Origin of the sequence: Rugamonas sp. DEMB1, from assembly GCF_029834475.1 — a bacterium.
Classification (GTDB): Bacteria; Pseudomonadota; Gammaproteobacteria; order Burkholderiales; family Burkholderiaceae_D; genus Rugamonas; species Rugamonas rubra.
On the sequence record NZ_CP122407.1, the window covers coordinates 6,101,695 to 6,119,573 of the forward strand.

Annotated in this window: 17 protein-coding genes, 1 tRNA gene and 3 pseudogenes; 14 read left to right on the plus strand and 7 right to left on the minus strand. The window is 62.2% G+C overall.

The window, feature by feature from the left end; translation table 11 throughout:
• Positions 1-179: 179 nt before the first annotated feature.
• The 3 genes and pseudogenes from QC826_RS28085 to gpmA form a co-directional block, all read right to left on the minus strand.
• Positions 180-1,726 (minus strand): annotated as a pseudogene (locus QC826_RS28085) (S41 family peptidase).
• A 42-nt stretch (positions 1,727-1,768) separates the two neighbouring features.
• The gene (locus QC826_RS28090; RefSeq protein ID WP_279766620.1) at positions 1,769-3,268 is read right to left on the minus strand and encodes a murein hydrolase activator EnvC family protein; all 1,500 of its coding nucleotides are present in this window, start codon (positions 3,266-3,268) and stop codon (positions 1,769-1,771) included.
• Positions 3,269-3,316: 48 nt separating this feature from the next.
• Positions 3,317-4,063, minus strand: a complete 747-nt coding sequence (gpmA, locus tag QC826_RS28095) for a 2,3-diphosphoglycerate-dependent phosphoglycerate mutase (RefSeq protein ID WP_279763359.1) — start codon at positions 4,061-4,063, stop codon at positions 3,317-3,319.
• A 125-nt stretch (positions 4,064-4,188) separates the two neighbouring features.
• Between gpmA and QC826_RS28100 the strand changes: the two genes are divergently transcribed.
• The 6 genes and pseudogenes from QC826_RS28100 (at position 4,189) to QC826_RS28120 (ending at position 7,163) form a co-directional block, all read left to right on the plus strand.
• Positions 4,189-4,590 carry a rhodanese-like domain-containing protein gene (locus QC826_RS28100; RefSeq protein ID WP_093385373.1) on the plus strand — a complete coding sequence of 134 codons (402 nt, stop codon included), beginning with the start codon at positions 4,189-4,191 and terminating at the stop codon, positions 4,588-4,590.
• Positions 4,591-4,606: 16 nt separating this feature from the next.
• The gene (gene grxC, locus QC826_RS28105) at positions 4,607-4,867 is read left to right on the plus strand and encodes a glutaredoxin 3 (RefSeq protein WP_093385376.1); all 261 of its coding nucleotides are present in this window, start codon (positions 4,607-4,609) and stop codon (positions 4,865-4,867) included.
• Between the two features lie 157 nt (positions 4,868-5,024).
• Positions 5,025-5,504 carry a protein-export chaperone SecB gene (secB, locus tag QC826_RS28110; RefSeq protein WP_279763361.1) on the plus strand — a complete coding sequence of 160 codons (480 nt, stop codon included), beginning with the start codon at positions 5,025-5,027 and terminating at the stop codon, positions 5,502-5,504.
• A 109-nt stretch (positions 5,505-5,613) separates the two neighbouring features.
• Positions 5,614-5,796, plus strand: a pseudogene (locus tag QC826_RS31430) (hypothetical protein); the annotation flags it as partial.
• Between the two features lie 76 nt (positions 5,797-5,872).
• A complete protein-coding gene (locus QC826_RS31435; protein ID WP_313872819.1) occupies positions 5,873-6,121 on the plus strand; it encodes an SH3 domain-containing protein in 249 nt (82 codons plus the stop codon).
• Positions 6,114-7,163: an NAD(P)H-dependent glycerol-3-phosphate dehydrogenase gene (locus QC826_RS28120; RefSeq protein WP_279763362.1), complete on the plus strand. Its 1,050-nt coding sequence runs from the start codon at positions 6,114-6,116 to the stop codon at positions 7,161-7,163. Before QC826_RS31435 ends, QC826_RS28120 begins: the two co-directional genes overlap by 8 nt.
• Before the next feature lie 130 nt (positions 7,164-7,293).
• Here the strand turns inward: QC826_RS28120 and QC826_RS28125 are convergent, their stop codons facing one another.
• The 3 genes from QC826_RS28125 to mscL all read right to left on the minus strand — a co-directional run bounded on the left by QC826_RS28125 (position 7,294) and on the right by mscL (position 9,663).
• Entirely contained in the window at positions 7,294-7,983 is a 690-nt protein-coding gene (locus tag QC826_RS28125; protein ID WP_279763363.1) for a DUF2461 domain-containing protein, read from the minus strand.
• A 66-nt stretch (positions 7,984-8,049) separates the two neighbouring features.
• Positions 8,050-9,210, minus strand: a complete 1,161-nt coding sequence (locus tag QC826_RS28130; RefSeq protein ID WP_279763364.1) for a trypsin-like peptidase domain-containing protein — start codon at positions 9,208-9,210, stop codon at positions 8,050-8,052.
• A gap of 30 nt (positions 9,211-9,240) precedes the next feature.
• Complete coding sequence (mscL, locus tag QC826_RS28135; RefSeq protein ID WP_279763365.1) at positions 9,241-9,663, minus strand: large conductance mechanosensitive channel protein MscL; 423 nt, start codon at positions 9,661-9,663, stop codon at positions 9,241-9,243.
• A gap of 340 nt (positions 9,664-10,003) precedes the next feature.
• On the opposite strand from mscL, the gene petA reads away from it, so the two are divergent.
• The 6 genes and pseudogenes from petA to QC826_RS28165 all read left to right on the plus strand — a co-directional run bounded on the left by petA (position 10,004) and on the right by QC826_RS28165 (position 14,253).
• Positions 10,004-10,612 (plus strand): ubiquinol-cytochrome c reductase iron-sulfur subunit, encoded by a 609-nt coding sequence (petA, locus tag QC826_RS28140; protein WP_093385394.1) that lies wholly within the window; start codon positions 10,004-10,006, stop codon positions 10,610-10,612.
• 2 nt (positions 10,613-10,614) lie between these two features.
• Positions 10,615-12,027 carry a cytochrome b gene (locus tag QC826_RS28145; protein ID WP_279763366.1) on the plus strand — a complete coding sequence of 471 codons (1,413 nt, stop codon included), beginning with the start codon at positions 10,615-10,617 and terminating at the stop codon, positions 12,025-12,027.
• Positions 12,028-12,061: 34 nt separating this feature from the next.
• A pseudogene (locus QC826_RS28150) lies at positions 12,062-12,828 on the plus strand (cytochrome c1).
• 111 nt (positions 12,829-12,939) lie between these two features.
• A complete protein-coding gene (locus QC826_RS28155) occupies positions 12,940-13,551 on the plus strand; it encodes a glutathione S-transferase N-terminal domain-containing protein (protein ID WP_017877976.1) in 612 nt (203 codons plus the stop codon).
• 111 nt (positions 13,552-13,662) lie between these two features.
• Positions 13,663-14,151, plus strand: coding sequence for a ClpXP protease specificity-enhancing factor (locus tag QC826_RS28160; protein WP_279763367.1), 489 nt, complete (start codon positions 13,663-13,665; stop codon positions 14,149-14,151).
• 26 nt (positions 14,152-14,177) lie between these two features.
• A tRNA-Thr gene (locus QC826_RS28165) sits at positions 14,178-14,253 on the plus strand.
• A gap of 110 nt (positions 14,254-14,363) precedes the next feature.
• Here QC826_RS28165 and QC826_RS28170 read toward each other — a convergent pair.
• Positions 14,364-14,612, minus strand: a complete 249-nt coding sequence (locus QC826_RS28170; RefSeq protein WP_279763368.1) for a cyclic-phosphate processing receiver domain-containing protein — start codon at positions 14,610-14,612, stop codon at positions 14,364-14,366.
• Positions 14,613-15,451: 839 nt separating this feature from the next.
• Between QC826_RS28170 and QC826_RS28175 the strand changes: the two genes are divergently transcribed.
• Together QC826_RS28175 and QC826_RS28180 are read left to right on the plus strand one after the other, a co-directional pair.
• Positions 15,452-16,660: an ATP-binding protein gene (locus QC826_RS28175; protein WP_279763370.1), complete on the plus strand. Its 1,209-nt coding sequence runs from the start codon at positions 15,452-15,454 to the stop codon at positions 16,658-16,660.
• Positions 16,657-17,670: a ParA family protein gene (locus QC826_RS28180; protein ID WP_279763371.1), complete on the plus strand. Its 1,014-nt coding sequence runs from the start codon at positions 16,657-16,659 to the stop codon at positions 17,668-17,670. Before QC826_RS28175 ends, QC826_RS28180 begins: the two co-directional genes overlap by 4 nt.
• The last annotated feature ends 209 nt before the right edge of the window (positions 17,671-17,879 follow it).

Consider the following 17,879-nt stretch of genomic DNA (forward strand, 5'->3'; position numbering starts at 1 on the left):
TCGTCATTCGCAGGTGCGGCGCCGGTCGGCGCGCGGTTTTCGGGGCTGTGTTGCTCGTCGTCAAGGCGCCGGGGATGCCGGCCAAGCCCACCGGCGACGAGCCAGGGTCAGACCCTGAGGGTCTGACCCTAGATGTGCGCCGTTGGGTTGCGCCGGCGTTCGGCCGGCCCGTGCCGCCGCTACTTCTTGGCCGGCAGGAGCTTGTCGGCCGGCTTGGCCTCGACCTCGGCCTTGGCCTTGGCGGCCGCGGCGGGCGCCGGCTTGGCGCTGGCCTTGCCGTCGAGCTTGGTCTCGGCGGCGACGGCCGGCGCCGCCGTCTCGGCCTTGGCCAGCTTCAGCGGCAGACCCTTCGAAGTGGTTCAGCGCCTGGGCCAGCTGGAAGTCGTCCTTGGCGCCGAACTCGAAGGGCTTCTGCTTGCGCGCCAGGGCGGCCAGGCGCTGCTCCTCCTCCAGCTCGTCATGGCCGGCGGCATTGGCCGGCGCCGCCGCGCCCTTGTCCTCGTCGTTGTTCAGGTGCTTCACCAGGTCGGCCTCGCGCACGCGCAGGCCGTTCAGGCCGTCGCCGTCGGCCGTCTCGTCGACCAGCAGGTCGGGCACGATGCCCTTGGCCTGGATCGAGCGGTTGTGCGGCGTGTAGTAGCGCGCCGTGGTCAGCTTGACCGCCGTGTCCGGGGTCAGCTGTCGCAGGGTCTGCACCGAGCCCTTGCCGAAGGTCTGGCTGCCCATGATGATGGCGCGCTTGTAGTCCTGCAGCGCGCCGGCGACGATCTCCGAGGCCGAGGCCGAGCCGGCGTTGACCAGCACCACCATCGGCACGTCCTTCAGCGCCGCCGGCAGCTTGGCCAGCGGGTCGGCGCCCTTGTTGGGGGCGTAGAACTCGCGCCGGCCGTAGAAGGTCTCCTTCGAGGTGGCCAGCTGGCCGTTGGTCGAGACGATCACCGCGTCCTTCGGCAGGAAGGCGGCGGCCACGCCGATCGCGCCCGGCACCACGCCGCCCGGATCGTTGCGCAGGTCCAGCACCAGGCCCTTCAAATGCGGCTCCTGGGCGTACAGCGCGGCCAGCTTCTTGGCCATGTCCTCGACGGTGGGTTCCTGGAACTGCGCGATGCGCAGCCAGGCGTAGCCCGGCTCGACGATCTTCGCCTTGACGCTCTGCACGCGGATCTCCTCGCGCACGATGCTCAGGGTGAGCGGCTTGTCGAGTTCCTTGCGGGTGATGTTGAGCAGCACCTTGGAGTGCGGCTCGCCGCGCATCTTCTTGACCGCCTCGTCCAGGTTCAGGCTCCTTGATGGCGGCGCCGTCGATGCGGGTGATCAGGTCGCCGGCCTTGATGCCGGCCTTGAAGGCGGGCGAGTCCTCGATCGGCGAGACGACCTTGATGTAGCCGTCCTCCATGGCGACCTCGATGCCGATGCCGACGAACTTGCCGGCGACCGCCTCGCGCATGTCGCGGAAGGCCTTCTTGTCGAGGTAGACCGAGTGCGGGTCGAGCGAGGCGACCATGCCGCTGATGGCCTCGGTGAGCAGCTTCTTGTCGTCGACCGTCTCGACGTAGTCGGACTTGATCAGGCCGAACACGTCGGACAGCTGGCGCAACTCCTCGAGCGGCAGCGGCGAAGGCAGGCCGCCGGCCTTTTGGGCGCTGGCGGAGAACTGCAGCGAAGCCGTGATGCCGGCCACCATGCCCAGGCCGATCAGGCCCAGGCTTTTGACTTTGTTGCCCATGTTGTGTATCCGCGCTCCGCTATGCTGTGCTTGGTGTGCTTGCTAAAACTTGACCCAGGTGGCCGGGTCGAACGCCCTGCCCTGGTGGCGAAGCTCGAAGTATAAACCCGATTCCTCGTTGCCGCCGCTGTTTCCCGCGCTGGCGATGGCCTCGCCGCCCTTGACCACGTCGCCGGCGCGCTTGAGCAGGCTCTGGTTGTTGCCGTAGATGCTCATGTACTGGCCGCCGTGGTCGACGATGATCAGGTTGCCGAAGCCGCGCAGCCACTCGGAGAACACCACCCGGCCGCCGGCCACGGCGTGGATGTCGCTGCCCTCGGCGGCGCGGATGAACACGCCCTTCCAGCTCGGCCCGTCGCCGCGCTTGGCGCCGAAGCGGGCCGCCAGCTTGCCGGCCACCGGCGCGCGCAGCTGGCCGCGCAGGCCGGCGAAGGCGCCGGCCGGCGCGGCCGGGGCCAGCGCCACGTCGGCGGCGCGGGCCGGCGCGCGCGCCGGCTCCTCCTTCGGTTCCGGCTTGGGCTCGGGGCGGATGTCGGGCCGGGTGTCGGGCCGCGCCTCCGGCTTGTGCGCCAGCTTCGGTTCGTCGGCGTCGATAGTATCGAGCTTGGCCGGCGGCGCCGGCTTGATGCTGCCGGCCTTGTTGCGTTCGGCCTTGTCGGCCTTGTCGGATTTGAGGCGGGCGAGCCGTTCGCGCTCGGCCTCGGCCGCCTTGGCGCGCGCCAGCAGGCGCGCCTCCTGCTCGGCCTTGGCCTTGGCGGCCTTGGCGGCGGCGAGCTGTTCCAGGCGGCGCTTCTCGGCGGCGGCGGCGGCAGCCTGCTCCTCGATCAGCTTGGCCAGCTTGTCGACCAGGCCGGCCATGCGTTGCTCGTCGCGCTCGACGTTGCCGGCCTCCTTGCGCTGCGCCACCAGGCGCTTCGACAGGGTGGCCAGCAGCGTGGCGCGGCGGCCCTTCTCCTGCTCCAGCAGGGCCTTTCGCTGCAATTCCTCGGCGGCGATCTCGGCCAGCTCGTCCTTGGCGTTTTGCGCCTCGGCCTGGTTGGTCTCGACCGCCCGCAGGTTGGCGCGCAGCGACTCGAGCAGGCGCGCCTGCGCCTGCGAGACGTAGGCCATCATCTGCAGGTCGCGGTTGATGCGGTTCGGGTTGTCGCCCGACAGCAGCAATTTGATGCGGTCCTCGTTGCCGGCGACGTATTGCTCGCGCAGCAGCTTGGCCAGCTGTTTCTTTTGTTGTTCGACGGTGGCGGCCAGGCGCGCCTGCTCGGCGCCCAGCTGGCCCAGCTTGACGTTGGTCTCGCCCTGCTCGACGGCCAGGTCGCGCAGCGCCCGGTTGGCGTTGGAGATCGCCCCCTCGGACTCGGCCAGCGTGTCGGCGGCGTTGTCCTTGGCGCTCTCGGTCTGGCTGATGTCGCGCTTGAGGGCGCTGAGCTTCTGCTGCAGGCCGGCGCGCTCGGCCTCGGCGACCGCCTTTTGCTTGCTGCGTTCGGTGGCCTTGGGCGCGGCCTGGGCGGCGCCGCCGGCGAGCGCCAGCAGCAGGCCCAGCAGAACGGCCGCTGCGCGGCCGCCGATACGGGAGGAGAGGAGGGGCAAAACTTACTTGGCCTTACCTTGGTTGGCCACGGCGGCCTGGGCGGCGGCGATGGCGGCGGCGTCGCCCAGGTAGTAGCTGCGGATCGGCTTGAGGTCGGCGTCGAGCTCGTAGACCAGCGGCTGGCCGTTGGGGATGTTGAGGCCGACGATGGCCTCGTCGCTGATGCCGTCGAGCATCTTGATCAGCGCGCGCAGGCTGTTGCCGTGGGCCGAGATCAGGATCTGCTTGCCGGCGCGGATGGCCGGCGCGATCTCCTCGTCCCAGGCCGGCATGACGCGGGCCACGGTGTCCTTCAGGCATTCGGTCAGCGGAATCGCCGCCTTCGGCAGGCCGGCGTAGCGCGGGTCGTTGAAGGAGGTGCGCGGGTCGTCCCCGGCCAGCGGCGGCGGCGGCGCGTCGTAGCTGCGGCGCCACACCAGCACCTGCTCGTCGCCGTACTTGGCCGCCGTCTCGCCCTTGTCCAGGCCCTGCAGGGCGCCGTAGTGGCGCTCGTTGAGGCGCCAGTCGTGCTTGATCGGCAGGTACATCATATCCATCGCGTCGAGCGACAGCCAGAGCGTGCGGATGGCGCGCTTGAGCACCGAGGTGTAGGCCAGGTCGAAAGTGAAGCCGGCCTCCTTGAGCACGCGGCCGGCGGCGCTGGCCTCGGCCACGCCCTTCTCGGTCAGGTCGACGTCGGTCCAGCCGGTGAAGCGGTTCGACAGGTTCCAGGTGGACTCGCCATGGCGCATGAATACGATTTTATACATAAGGCAATCTTCAAAAGGTGATTTAAGGAAACTAGTGGACAAACATCGGTCAAACGAATGCGATTGCAGAACTCTGCCAGCTTCTATTTTATAATGCGCGCATTGACTTAAACCATTGGATCCCTGTGAAATTCTTCATTGACAATATTTTTATCCTCGCCATCGTGTTGTTGTCGGGCGGCGCCCTGCTCTGGCCGCTGCTGACCCAGCGCGGCAAACGCGCCTCGGCGCTCGAGGTGACGCAGCTGATCAACCGCGGCAAGGCGGCCATCGTCGACGTGCGCGAGGCCAAGGAGTTCGCCGACGGCCACCTGCCCGACGCCAAGAACATCCCGCTGGCCGAGCTGGCCACCCGCATGGGCGAGCTCGACAAGTTCAAGAGCAAGAGCGTGATCGTGGTCTGCCAGAGCGGCGCGCGCGCCGCCAAGGCCGCCAACCAGCTGCAACAAGCCGGCTTCGCCGAGGTGCTCAACCTCGAGGGCGGCGTTAGCGCCTGGAAGAGCGCCGGCCTGCCGATCGCCAAATAAGCCAAAGGAAAACCCCATGAGCGCCCACGTCACACTGTACAGCACCGCCGTTTGCCCCTATTGCGTCCGCGCCGAGCGCCTGCTCGAAGCCAAGGGCGTGACCGCGATCGAAAAGATCCGCGTCGACCTCGATCCGGAACAGCGCGTGCTGATGATGGAAAAAACCGGCCGCCGCACCGTGCCGCAGATCTACATCGGCGACACCCACGTCGGCGGTTTCGACGATTTGTATGCGCTCGATCAAGCCGGCGGCCTCGACCCCTTGTTAAAAGGATAAACGGCACCAAATAGCGACGCGAGGGTAGAAATAGTTTGAATTTATATTGGTTTTGATACAATTGCCCTCGCGTTTGATTTGAGCCGTCGAAAAGCCCATCGCAAGCCCCCAACCTGAGCGGCCCCGCCGCCTGTTTCCAATATAACGAAAGCGTTCCATGTCCGACGAAAACCTGCAACCAGTCTTCCAAATCCAACGCGTCTACCTGAAAGACATGTCGCTGGAACAACCGAATTCCCCAGCTATTTTCCTGGAGCAAGAAGCCCCGACCATCGAAGTGGCACTGGACGTGGGCGCCGAGCCCCTGGCCGAAGGCATCTTCGAGTCGACCGTGACCATCACCGTCACCGCGAAAATCAAGGACAAGGTCGCCTTCCTGGTCGAAGGCAAGCAAGGCGGCATCTTCGAGGCGCGCAACATTCCTGCCGAGCAACTCGATCCGCTGCTGGGCATCGGTTGCCCGAACATCGTCTACCCTTACCTGCGTGCCAACATCGCCGACGTGATCACCCGCGCCGGTTTCCCACCAGTGCACCTGGCCGAGATCAACTTCGAAGTGTTCTACCAGCAACGCATGCAAGCCGTGGCCGACGCCGCCAAGGCCGCCGCACCGGCGGACGGCGCAGCGACCCACTAAGCCGCAAGCAGTACGCATGCAGTACCGACACGCCGCGCCGCTCGGCGCGCTGTCGCGCCCGAAGGCCGTCCCCGGTCTTCGGGCTTTATTCACTTGAGCAAGGCAGGCCATGACATTTCCCCGTTTGATCGCAGGCATCACCCTCTTGCTGGCAGCGGCGGGTAGCCAGGCGTTCGACTACAAGACGGTGGGCGCCGCCCCGGCCGTCCTGTACGACGCCCCCTCGACCAAGGGCGGCAAGCTGTTCGTGGTGCCGCGCGGCGCCCCGCTGGAGGTCGTGCTGACCTACGGCGAATGGGTCAAGGTGCGCGACTTCAGCGGCGAACTGGCCTGGACCGAGGCCGAGGCTGTCCAACAAACGCAACCTGGTGGTGCGCAGCGCCGGCGTGAAGGTGCGCGCCACGGCCGACGAGGCCGCCCTGGCCGTGTTCACCGTCGACAAGGGCGTGCTGCTGGAACTGGCCGAGCCGGCCAACGGCGCCGCCTGGATCAAGGTGCGCCACCGCGACGGCCTGGCCGGCTACGTGAAAAATACCGAGGTCTGGGGCTGTCAGCGCCCCCGCGATATGCAACAATGTTGCCATCGCCCATCACCGCCACACCACCACCATGTCTGACTCCCCCTCGAAGCAAGGCGGCGCCCGCCGCCGTATCACCGTGCTCGGCGCCGGCGCCTGGGGCAGCGCCGTGGCCATCGCCCTGGCGCAGCGCCACGACGTCCTGCTGTGGGGCCGCAACGGCGCCGTCATGGCCGAGATGGCGGCGGCGCGCGACAACCTGGCCTACCTGCCCGGCTGCCCCTTCCCGCCTGCGCTGGCCGTCGGCGCCGACTTCGCCGCCGCGCTGGCCCACGCCAGCGGCCCCGGCGCGCTGCTGGTCGCCGCCTGCCCGGTGGCCGGCCTGCGCCCGCTGCTCGAGCAGCTCAAGGGCCGCGCCATCCCCAACATCGTCTGGCTGTGCAAGGGTTTCGAATACGACACCGGCCTGCTGCCGCACCAGATCGTCCAGCAGGTGCTGGGCGGCGCGGTGCCCGGCGGCGCCCTGTCCGGCCCCTCGTTCGCCCAGGAGGTGGCGCGCGGCCTGCCCTGCGCGCTGACCATCGCCTCGGACTCGGCGGCGCTGCGCGAGGACGTCGTCGCGGCCGTGCACGGCGGCAACATCCGCGTCTACGCCAGCACCGACCTGGTCGGCGTCGAGGTGGGCGGCGCGGTGAAGAACGTGCTGGCCATCGCCACCGGCGTGGCCGACGGCCTGGGCCTGGGCCTGAACGCGCGCGCCGCGCTGATCACCCGCGGCCTGGCCGAGATCACCCGCCTGGGCAGCACCCTGGGCGGCCAGGTCGAGACCTTCATGGGCCTGACCGGCATGGGCGACCTGATTCTAACCTGCACCGGCGACCTGTCGCGCAACCGCCGCGTCGGCCTCGGCCTGGCCCAGGGCAAGCCGTTGGCGACCATCGTCGGCGAGCTGGGCCATGTGGCCGAGGGCGTGCCCTGCGCCAAGGCGGTGCGCGAACTGGCGCGCAAGCTGGGCGTCGACATGCCGATCACCAACGCGGTGGCCGGCGTGCTGTTCGACGGCGACCTGCCGCAGGCCATGGTGGCGCGCCTGCTGGCGCGCGACCCGCGCGACGAGATGGCGGCCGGCGCGGCGAAATAGTCCGTCGCCGGCAGCGACTCCGGGATCGCCGCTGGGCAAAATCGAGGGTCAGACCCTAGGGTCTGACCCTGGCTTAGCGCATCTGGGTGGTTTTATAGCCGCTGGCGCCTTCCCTTCCGGCGCCCCGCGCCTACTCCTCGACCGGCTCGTCCTTGGTCTCGCGCATCCAGCTGACCAGCGCGAAGGCGTCCTGCATGCCGCTGGCGATCTGGCCCACCAACAGCTCCGGCTGGTTCAACTTCAAGTCGACCTCGGTCCAGACGAAGAAACTCTTCAGCTTGATGTACTCGATGTGCTCGGCGTCGGCGGCGAAGCCCTTGGGCGGACGCATCAGCTTGCCCTCGTTCTGGATGTCGCCGAAGGTGGCGCGCAGGCGCTTGTTCTTCAGCACCTTGGCGAAGCCGGCGGCGTCGTCGACCATGTGCTGGCGCAGCGCGCGCAGGCGCGGCGGCGGCGGCATGTACTCGCCGGCGCCGAACAGCAGGTGGCCGGCGCCGTCGATCTGCATATAGTAGGTCGGCCCGCCGGCCTTGCTGGGGCGGCGCATGTCGTTGGGCGCGATGGCGGCCGAGAAGCGCGTCTTGTACGGGCTCTTGTCGTTGGCGAAGCGGACGTCGCGGTTGATGCGGAACATCGCCTTCTTCGGGTTGCAGAACTTGACGGCCGGATCGAACTTGCCCAGCTCGACGATCAACTGTGTCACCACCTCGAGGAACTCCTCGCGCAGGATGTCGTAGCGCGGCTTGTTCATGATGAACCAGGGACGGTTGTTGTTTTCGGACAGTTCTTTGAGGAATTGGGTCAGGTCGCGCAGGTGCATGGGGTGGTCCGGATGGGAGGAATGGTCGGGTCGGGGCGCGGCGGGGCGTGGCCGGCGGCGCGGCGCCTACTTGGTGGCGGCGGGCCGCTTGCCGACGGTGATGTCGAGGGTGGTCTCGCGGCTCTTGCGCAGCACCGTCATTTTAGCTTTTCCGCCCGGCGTCAGCTGGGCGATCAGGTTGAGCATCTCGTTGGTGTCGGCCACCGGCTTGCCCTCGACCGTCAGCAGGATGTCGCCGGGCCGCATGCCGCCCCGGTCGGCCGGGCCGTTGCGCACCACGCCGGCGATGATGGCGCCGCTCTGCCGGCTCAGGCCGAAGCTGTCGGCCAGCTCGGGGGTGATCTCCTGCGTCTCGACGCCGATCCAGCCGCGCACCACGTGGCCCGACTGGATGATCGCCTCCATCACCGACTTGGCGGTCGAGACGGGGATGGCGAAGCCGATGCCGACCGAGCCGCCGCTCTGCGAGTAGATCGCCGAGTTGATGCCGAGCAGGTTGCCGTTGCTGTCGATCAGGGCGCCGCCGGAGTTGCCGAAGTTGATCGCCGCGTCGGTCTGGATGAAGTTCTCGAAGTGGTTGATGTGCAGGTTGTTGCGCTTGAGGGCGGAGATGATGCCCATCGTCACCGTCTGGCCGACGCCGAAGGGGTTGCCGATGGCCAGCACGACGTCGCCCACCTGGGCCTGCTCGGCCTGGCCCAGGGCGATCACCGGCAGCTTGGCCAGGCCGATCTTGATCACGGCCAGGTCGGTTTCCGGGTCGGTGCCGACGATGCTGGCGGCGGCCTTGCGGCCGTCGGCCAGCACCACCTCGATCTCGTCGGCGGCCTCGACCACGTGGTTGTTGGTCAATATATAGCCCTGCGGGCTGACGATCACGCCCGAGCCGAGGCTGGACTCGTCGTCGTCGCCGTCGTCGCCGCGCTCGCCGAAGAATTTCTTGAAGAAGGGGTCGGGCAGCAGCGGATGCTTGCCGCGCTTGGGCGCCTTGCTGGTCAGGATGTTGACCACGGCCGGCATGGCGCGCGCGGCGGCGGCGCGGTAGGAGGCCGGCGCCGGCCCGCCGACGGCCTCGCCCGGCTGGGCGCCGTTCTGGCCGCCGAGCTGGCGCAGCTGGCTGGCCGGCACGTTGCCAGCGTCGCGGCGGGGCGCCAGCGCCGTGTAGACGAAATACAGCGCCAGGGCGACGGTCACCGTTTGCGCAAACAATAACCAGAGTCGTCGCATAGCCTTGCTAACAGAGCGCCCGGGCCGGGCTTATTTTTTCAGGGAGTCGCGGATCTCGCGCAGCAGCACGATGTCCTCCGGCGTGGCCGGGGCCGGCGCGGCGGCGGCCGGCGCCTCGACCTTGCGCGCCTTGTTCATCAAGCGGACCATTTGGAAGATGATGAAGGCGAGGATGACGAAGTTGAGCAGGATGGTGGCGAAGTTTCCGTATGCCAACACCGCGCCCAGCTTCTTCGCCTCGACCAGGCTCAGCGCCGCGTCCTGGCCGTTCAGCGGCAGGTAGTAGTTGGCGAAGTCGAGGCCGCCGAACAGCTTGCCGATCGGCGGCATGATGATGTCCTGCACCAGCGAATCGACGATCTTGCCGAAGGCGCCGCCGATGATCACGCCGACGGCCAGGTCGACCACGTTGCCCTTCATGGCGAATTCTTTAAATTCCTGCATCATTGCCATCCATACACTCCTGCGACCTGTGGTCATTTGTAACAAACTTGCGTGTGGATCATACTATTTTTTCAATTAGAATCCAAACACCCGAGCCGCTTGCGTTTCCGTCCCGAATTTAGGCTATAAATTTGACTTATATCAAATTTCGCAGTTGGCGTCCGTCAGTAGGGCCGAAGTCGTCAAATTTCAAGGGCAAAAAGGCCTGGAAATCGCACCAATTATGGCCATTGCAACGTTTTTTCTTTAAATCGCACCACGCTTCACCTATAATTTAAGGTTGCTAGGAGTCCGGTTAACACTTCTTAACGGTTTTGCATTTTGTGCATTTTGACTGATTGGGGTTTGTATGAGTAACGAAAAGCAGGTCGATTCTGGCCGACGCGGGCTGCTCGTCGCCACGTGCGCGGCGGGTGGTGTGGTCGGTTTGACCACAGCAGGAACCTTGGTAAGTACTTTCCAGCCGTCCGAGCGGGCCAAAGCCGCCGGCGCGCCGGTGGAAGTGGACATCTCCAACCTGAAGCCGGGCGAGATGATGACGGTGGAATGGCGCGGCAAGCCGGTCTGGATCCTCAAGCGCACGCCGGAGATGGTGGCGTCGCTGAAACAGACCGACGGCAAGGTCGCCGACGCGGACTCCAAGCGCAACCCGGAGGAGTTCACGCCGGAATACGCCCGCAACGAACACCGCTCGATCAAACCGGAAATCCTGGTGGCGGTCGGCATCTGCACCCACCTGGGTTGCTCGCCGTCGTCGAAATTCACCCCCGGCCCGCAGCCCTCGCTGCCGGACGACTGGGCCGGCGGCTTCCTCTGCCCCTGCCACGGTTCGACCTTCGACATGGCCGGCCGCGTCTTCAAGAACAAACCCGCACCGGACAACCTGCAAGTGCCACGCCATATGTACGCCGGCGAGACCAAGCTGGTCATCGGTCGTGACCAGAATGGCGAGGCATAATCATGGCGGCTTTCAAAGAAACCAAATTCCCGGCCGACGCGCCGGCGGCACAAAAGGCGCTGGGCTGGGTCGATGACCGCTTCCCGCTGACCAAGCTGTGGAACGACCAATGGGGCAAGTACTACGCCCCGAAAAACTTCAACTTCTGGTACATCTTCGGCTCGCTGGCCATGCTGGTGCTGGTGCTGCAGATCGTCACCGGCATCTTCCTGACCATGCACTACAAGCCGGACGCCAACCTGGCCTTCGCCTCGGTCGAATACATCATGCGCGAAGTGCCGGCCGGCTGGCTGGTGCGCTACATGCACTCGACGGGCGCCTCGGCCTTCTTCATCATCATCTATCTGCACATGACGCGCGCCCTGCTGTACGGTTCCTACCGCAAGCCGCGCGAGCTGATCTGGCTGTTCGGCTTCGCCATCTTCCTCTGCCTGATGGCCGAGGCCTTCTTCGGCTACCTGCTGCCGTGGGGCCAGATGTCGTACTGGGGCGCCCAGGTGATCGTCAACTTGTTCGGCGCCATCCCCTTCATCGGCCCCGACCTGTCGCTGTGGATCCGTGGCGACTACGTGGTGTCCGACGCCACGCTGAACCGCTTCTTCGCCTTCCACGTGATCGCCATCCCGCTGGTCCTGCTGGGCCTGGTGGCGGCGCACTTGATCGCGCTGCACGAAGTCGGCTCGGGCAACCCGGACGGCATCGAGGTGAAGGAAAACCTGGGCGCCGACGGCCATCCGCTCGACTCCATCCCGTCGCACCCCTACTACACGGTGCACGACCTGTTCGGCGTCTCGGTGTTCCTGCTGATCTTCAGCGCGGTGGTGTTCTTCGCGCCGGAAATGGGCGGCTACTTCCTCGAGTACAACAACTTCCTGCCGGGCGACTCGCTCAAGACCCCGCTGCACATCGCGCCGACCTGGTACTTCACGCCGTTCTACTCGGTGCTGCGCGCCACCACCGCCGACTTCATGTACGTGCTGATGGCCGCCGTCGCCGCCTACGTGGTGTTCGTCTGGCTCAAGTCGCGCCTGTCGAGCATGGTCAAGACGGCCTTCGCCGCCGTCGCCCTGGTGGCCATCGTCGGCATGCTGCCGCAGGTGCTCGACGCCAAGTTCTGGGGCGTCGTCTTCTTCGGCGGCTCGGTGGTGATCCTGGCCTTCCTGCCGTGGTTGGACCACTCGCCGGTCAAGTCGATCCGCTACCGTCCGCACTGGCACAAGTATGTGTACCTGGTGTTCGGCGTGTCGTTCCTGATCCTCGGCTACCTGGGCACCCAGGCGCCGACCGAGACCAAGACCATGGTGTCGCAGGTGTGCACCCTGATCTACTTTAGCTTCTTCCTGCTGATGCCATGGTGGAGCACGATGGGCAAGTTCAAAAAGGTGCCGGATCGCGTGACGTTCCATCCGCACTAATCGACGACCTGCTCAAGCACACAAAGGACATCACATGAATTTTGCTAAGAAATTGCTCGCCATCCTGGCACTGCTGCCGGGCCTGGCATTGGCCAACGAGGGCGGCCATCCGCTCGACAAGGCGCCCGACCGCTCGAACAACATGGCCGCCCTGCAGCACGGCGCCAAGCTGTTCGTCAACTACTGCCTGAACTGCCACAACGCCTCCTCGATGCGCTACAACCGCCTCAAGGAACCTGGGCCTGACCGAGGCGCAGATCAAGGAGAACCTGCTGTTCACCGGCGAGAAGGTCGGCGAAATGATGACCACCAGCATGAACGCGAAGGACGCCAAGGCTTGGTTCGGCGCCGTGCCGCCCGACCTGTCGGTGATCTCGCGGGCCAAGTCGTCCGGCGCCGGCACCGGCGGCGACTACCTGTACACCTACCTGCGCACCTTCTACCACGGACCCGGCGCGGCCGACCGGCTGGAACAACCTGGTGCTGGAGAACGCGGCCATGCCGCACGCGCTGTGGGAACTGCAGGGCATCCAGACGGCCAAGTTCGACGAGGTGGCCGATCCCCACGAGGCGGGCAAGAAGATCCACAAGTTCGGTGGCTTCCAGCAGGTCAAAGCGGGCCAGTTGAGCAAGCTCGAGTATGATAACGCCGTGGCCGACCTGGTTGGCTACATGGAGTGGATGGCCGAGCCGGCCCAGCAGACCCGCAAGCGCATCGGCGTGGCGGTGGTGCTGTTCTTGGCGCTGTTCGCCCTGCTGGCGTGGCGTTTGAACGCCTCGTTCTGGAAAGAAGTCAAATAAGTGAGGGCGCCGGCCAGTCCGGCGCCTGTTTTGCGTTGCCCGCGTTGGCGGGTGCGGTCTGGGGTGATCCGTTCGCGGCTTCACCCCCTTTGTTTCTAAGGAACTATAAAAATGATGGTTCTCTATTCGGGTACAACCTGCCCATTCTCTCAACGCTGCCGCCTGGTCCTGTTTGAAAAAGGCATGGACTTCGAAGTGCGCGACGTCGACTTGTTCAACAAGCCGGAAGACATCTCGACCATGAATCCCTACGGCCAGGTGCCCATCCTGGTCGAACGTGAACTGATCCTGTACGAATCGAACATCATCAACGAGTACATCGACGAGCGCTTCCCGCATCCGCAGCTGATGCCGGCCGACCCGCTGATGCGCGCGCGCGCCCGCCTGATGCTGTTCAACTTCGAAAAAGAGTTGTTCGTCCACGTCCACGTGCTCGAGTCCGAGCGCGCCAAGGGCAACGACAAGAGCCACGACAAGGCGCGCGCGGAGATCCGCGACCGCCTGACGACGCTGGCGCCGCTGTTCCTGAAGAACAAGTACATGCTGGGCGACGAGTTCTCGATGCTCGACGTGGCCGTGGCGCCGCTGCTGTGGCGCCTGGACCACTACGGCATCGAACTGTCGAAGACGGCCGCGCCGCTGATGAAGTACGCCGAACGCATCTTCTCGCGTCCGGCCTACATCGAAGCGCTGACGCCGTCGGAAAAGGTCATGCGCCGTTAAGCGATGCCGGCCGCGCCGCGCGCGGCCGCACGGCGCAGCACCGCCTCACTCGAAGTATCGGCGCGCCCGCCTTGGCGGCGCGCCGCGTTTGTCTCACTAGCCCCACCGATCATGCCCGACATCTCAACCAAGCCCTACATGCTGCGCGCCATCTACGAATGGTGCACCGATAGCGGCTACACCCCCTATCTGGCCGTCAAGGTCGACGCCGGCACCACGGTTCCCATGGAATACGTGAAAAAGGGCGAAATCGTCCTCAACATCAGCTTCGGCGCCACCTCCGGCCTGAAGATGGACAACGACAGCATCCGCTTCCACGCCCGCTTCGGCGGCGTCTCGCGCGAGATCTACGTGCCCGTCAACAACGTGCTGGCCATCTACGCCAACGAGAACGGCCAAGGCATGGCCTTCGAGCCGCCGGTGGCCGGCGACGAGTCCGGCGAGCAGGCCGATCCGCCCCAGCAGAGCGCCCCGGCGCCCGCGCTGGCGGCCGTGCCGAGCAGCCAGAACGAGGCCAGAAGCGAGGCTGCCAGCGGCCCCGGGGGCGACGACGAGCCGCCCAAAAAGGGCGGCCGGCCCACCCTCACGCGAATTAAATAGCGTATAATTCGCCCCGTACAAGTTTCGCCGACTTAGCTCATTTGGTAGAGCAGTTGATTTGTAATCATCAGGTGGCCAGTTCGAAACCGGCAGTCGGCACCAGTAATATCAAGGGCTTACAGAGATGTAAGCCCTTTTGTTTTGGTCGAGTGTCAACCAAGTGTCAACCAAGTGTCAACCACTGTAATCGGTTGTCGTTAGCGTTGCTTGTCCTACCTAGTAGCTCGCTGGTAACGTTCAATCGAACCGATGCCGCTTAACATTTTTTCTCTCGCTGAAGCATTCGCCGAGTGCACCCTGATCTTAGGGGCTTGAAATCCCCGGAGAATGACTGCCTCCTCGATCCACAAGATCACATCGTAGCCAGTGCCGCGTTCGTCGTCTCCAAGGTCGTGGTCCAAGCTGATTTCGCATACAGAACCAAGTTCAAGTAAGGCAATAGCCTCCTCTGGCCAACGCACTTGCGTCTAGCCAGGCGGTGCTATGCGTTCGTCATCTAGGTAGACCCGAAGGGCATTCATAACCTTGTATCCTTATGGTTCAAAATTGCAGTGTGCAGAGGATTCAGGACGCGAACTTCTTGAAGATGTCCGGGGCTGAGGTGGGCGTAGATCATAGTGGTTTGCAGGCTGGAATGGCCCAGCACTTTTTGCAGCGTCAGGATGTTCCCGCCATTCATCATGAAGTGGTTCGCGTCAACTATCTTGGCCGACCGGCCAAGATAGTTGACGCGAACCAACAGTCCAGCAGCCGCTAGGTCTGAATACCGACTGGGCGTGTGCAAACCACAAAAAGGGCGATTTGAGGCCCGCGAGGGCTGGAGCGAAGCGAAACCCTTTTGCGTCACGGCGGCATGCAGGAGCGTTTTGGCCGGTCGTCCCGGCCAGCGACGATGTCATCCGGTCGAGACATCTGAAATTAGATGGCATTTTCTTAGGAAAAATAGTGCCACTCGGAAATATTAGCCTTTCTGAAGCCGGCATGCTCAAATACGTCCTTTTGTAGTGTGATCTTTGCATCGACCACGAACACGGGTATCATCTGGTGTACAAGTACACCAAACACCCAAGACGATGGACAACCGGACCCGAATGAAGGAATTGTGTGCTTTAGCCGGTTCATATCTGGCTGCTGCTGCGCTTATCCAGCTCCAAACGAAGCGCCCACTTAGCGTTGATGCCATCAAATCATGGACATGCGACTCGAACGCCAAACGCGCTCGGCCTTGTCCAGAATGGGCTATTGAAGCGCTTCGATGTGGCCTATCTTTGCCATCAGATAAAGACCCAAGGTAACTACTATGCAACGACTTACTGATCAGGAACTGTTGGAATTATTAAACGACACTGAGTCGGATCGTGCCGAACGCAAGGAGACGTTCAAGGGCGATGTTCCGAAGAAGGCGCGTCAAGCAGTGTGCGCCTTTGCTAACGATTTGCCAGGGCACAATAAGGCGGGTGTACTTTTTATTGGCGCAAACGATAAAGGTGAGCCAAGCAATGTTGACGTAACAGATAATTTGCTCCTGTCACTCGCAGACATGAAAACCGACGGAAATATTCTCCCATTGCCAGTACTTACCGTGGAGAAGCGCATTCTTAAGGGTGCTCCAATAGCTGTTGTGACAGTAATGCCATCAGACATGCCACCTGTGAAATTTGAGGGCAGAATTTGGATTCGCACTGGGCCACGGCGAGCACTTGCAAACGCTCAAGAAGAGAGAATTCTGAACGAGAAGAGACGCTATAAAAATCTGCCTTTTGATATTTATCCGGTCCCATCCGCTACCGTCGGCGACCTCGCGCGCTCTATTTTTGAGAATGAATATTTGCCTCAAGCGTTTGCTCAAGATGTTTTGGAAGCGAATGGTAGGAGCTACGAAGAACGATTGGCATCTTGTCGAATAATTGTTTCACCTGAAGACACAACCCCAACTGTGACAGGCTTGCTAGCAGTTGGAAAACAGCCTCAAGATTTTATACAAGGCGCTTATATTCAGTTTCTGCGTATAGATGGCAACGAGTTAGCGGATTCAGTGATCGATGAAGAGGAGATTCGTGGAGGCATAGTAGAGATGCTGCGGCGAATTGAAGAGAAGCTTAAGGCACACAATCGAAATGCGGTGGACATAGTGTCATCGGCAACGCATAAAATAGAAAGCCCCTATCCACAAGCTGCCCTGCAGCAGATTATATATAACGCAGTTTTGCACAGGACGTATGAGAGCACAAATGCACCAATTCGCGTTTATTGGTTCAATGACCGGATCGAGATAAATAGTCCCGGTGGACCCTATGGTAACGTTACGAGTGAAAATTTCGGGAAACCGGGAGTTACCGATTATCGAAATCCCAACATCGCGGACGTGCTTAAGACATTTGGTTTTATTCAGGCTTTTGGCAGAGGAATCGCTACCGCACGGAAGACAATGGAAGCAAATGGGAATCCACCTGTGGAGTTTGAAACGAGTCAGAGCGCAGTGGTCTGCATTTTGAGGGGAAAGTCTTGACTACACCTATACTTACCTTTTTTAACAACAAAGGCGGCGTAGGGAAAACTTCGCTTATCTATCACTTGGCTTGGATGTATGCGAGTTTGCGAAAACGAGTAGTCATCGTCGATGCAGACCCACAGGCCAATTTAACGGCGGCGTTTCTTGATGAAGATCAGATTGAGGCACTTTGGGAAAACCAAAGTGTCGGCTCAACTATATTCCAATGTGTAAAGCCATTGACCGGGGTGGGTGATATTGCTGAACCACTGCTCCAGACTATATCAACTGATCTCTATCTACTGCCCGGAGATGTCAATTTATCTGGTTACGAGGATGCTCTTTCTGCTGAGTGGCCAAATAGTATGGGAGATAATAATCTCTATCGCCCAATGCGAATTCTGAGTTCTTTTTGGCAGGTTATGCAACGGGCTGCTGATAAGGTTCAAGCTGACATTATCTTGGTTGATATTGGTCCAAACTTAGGAGCAATTAACCGTTCAGTATTGATTGCTACTGATTTTGTCGTTATCCCATTGGGGGCTGATTTATTTTCGCTACAAGGTTTGAAGAATCTTGGACCGACATTACGCAGTTGGAAAAATTTGTGGGTAAAGAGACTAAATAATTGGAAGGATAGTGCTGAAGTTTCTACCTACAGTACTTTCAAGTTGCCGCAGGGAAATATGAAACCGGTCGGGTATTTGTGCCAACAGCATAGTGTACGCTTGGATCGACCTGTTAAAGCTTACGATAAATGGGTCCAAAAAATCCCTGAGGTATACCGTGAATCTGTACTTGAAAAGAAAATGACTAAGAAAGTCAAGACGGAAGATGATCCGTATTGCCTAGCAACGATCAAGCACTACCGAAGCTTGATTCCAATGGCACAGGAGCATCGCAAGCCAATCTTTAACTTGACATCTGCCGATGGAGCTATTGGTAGCCATTCAGTAGCTGTGCAAGATGCGCGGAAGGATTTTAAAAAGTTAGCGCAAACTATTTCTACGCAGATAGGTCTCAAGTAATTCGATGTTGATGGTTCGTTCTTGTTGATTCGTTGCCGTCAACAAAGTGTCAACGCTATAGTTAGACAGCAGAGTTCTAAAGTTAGAGTGTGATCGATAAGTGCTTGATTTTGTTAGATGTAGTTAGGTAATGTGATCTGGCCAGATGGATTTGTAATCATCAGGTGGCCAGTTCGAAACCGGCAGTCGGCACCAGCAATACCCGCGAA

Coding starts and splice junctions, on each gene's coding strand:
- QC826_RS28120 (WP_279763362.1), top strand. CDS start 6,114: ATGTCTGACTCCCCCTCGAAGCAAGGCGGCGCCCGCCGCCGTATCACC.
- QC826_RS28130 (WP_279763364.1), bottom strand. CDS start 9,210: ATGCGACGACTCTGGTTATTGTTTGCGCAAACGGTGACCGTCGCCCTG.
- QC826_RS28155 (WP_017877976.1), top strand. CDS start 12,940: ATGATGGTTCTCTATTCGGGTACAACCTGCCCATTCTCTCAACGCTGC.
- petA (WP_093385394.1), top strand. CDS start 10,004: ATGAGTAACGAAAAGCAGGTCGATTCTGGCCGACGCGGGCTGCTCGTC.
- QC826_RS28145 (WP_279763366.1), top strand. CDS start 10,615: ATGGCGGCTTTCAAAGAAACCAAATTCCCGGCCGACGCGCCGGCGGCA.
- QC826_RS28160 (WP_279763367.1), top strand. CDS start 13,663: ATGCCCGACATCTCAACCAAGCCCTACATGCTGCGCGCCATCTACGAA.
- gpmA (WP_279763359.1), bottom strand. CDS start 4,063: ATGTATAAAATCGTATTCATGCGCCATGGCGAGTCCACCTGGAACCTG.
- grxC (WP_093385376.1), top strand. CDS start 4,607: ATGAGCGCCCACGTCACACTGTACAGCACCGCCGTTTGCCCCTATTGC.
- secB (WP_279763361.1), top strand. CDS start 5,025: ATGTCCGACGAAAACCTGCAACCAGTCTTCCAAATCCAACGCGTCTAC.
- QC826_RS28125 (WP_279763363.1), bottom strand. CDS start 7,983: ATGCACCTGCGCGACCTGACCCAATTCCTCAAAGAACTGTCCGAAAAC.
- mscL (WP_279763365.1), bottom strand. CDS start 9,663: ATGGCAATGATGCAGGAATTTAAAGAATTCGCCATGAAGGGCAACGTG.
- QC826_RS28175 (WP_279763370.1), top strand. CDS start 15,452: ATGCAACGACTTACTGATCAGGAACTGTTGGAATTATTAAACGACACT.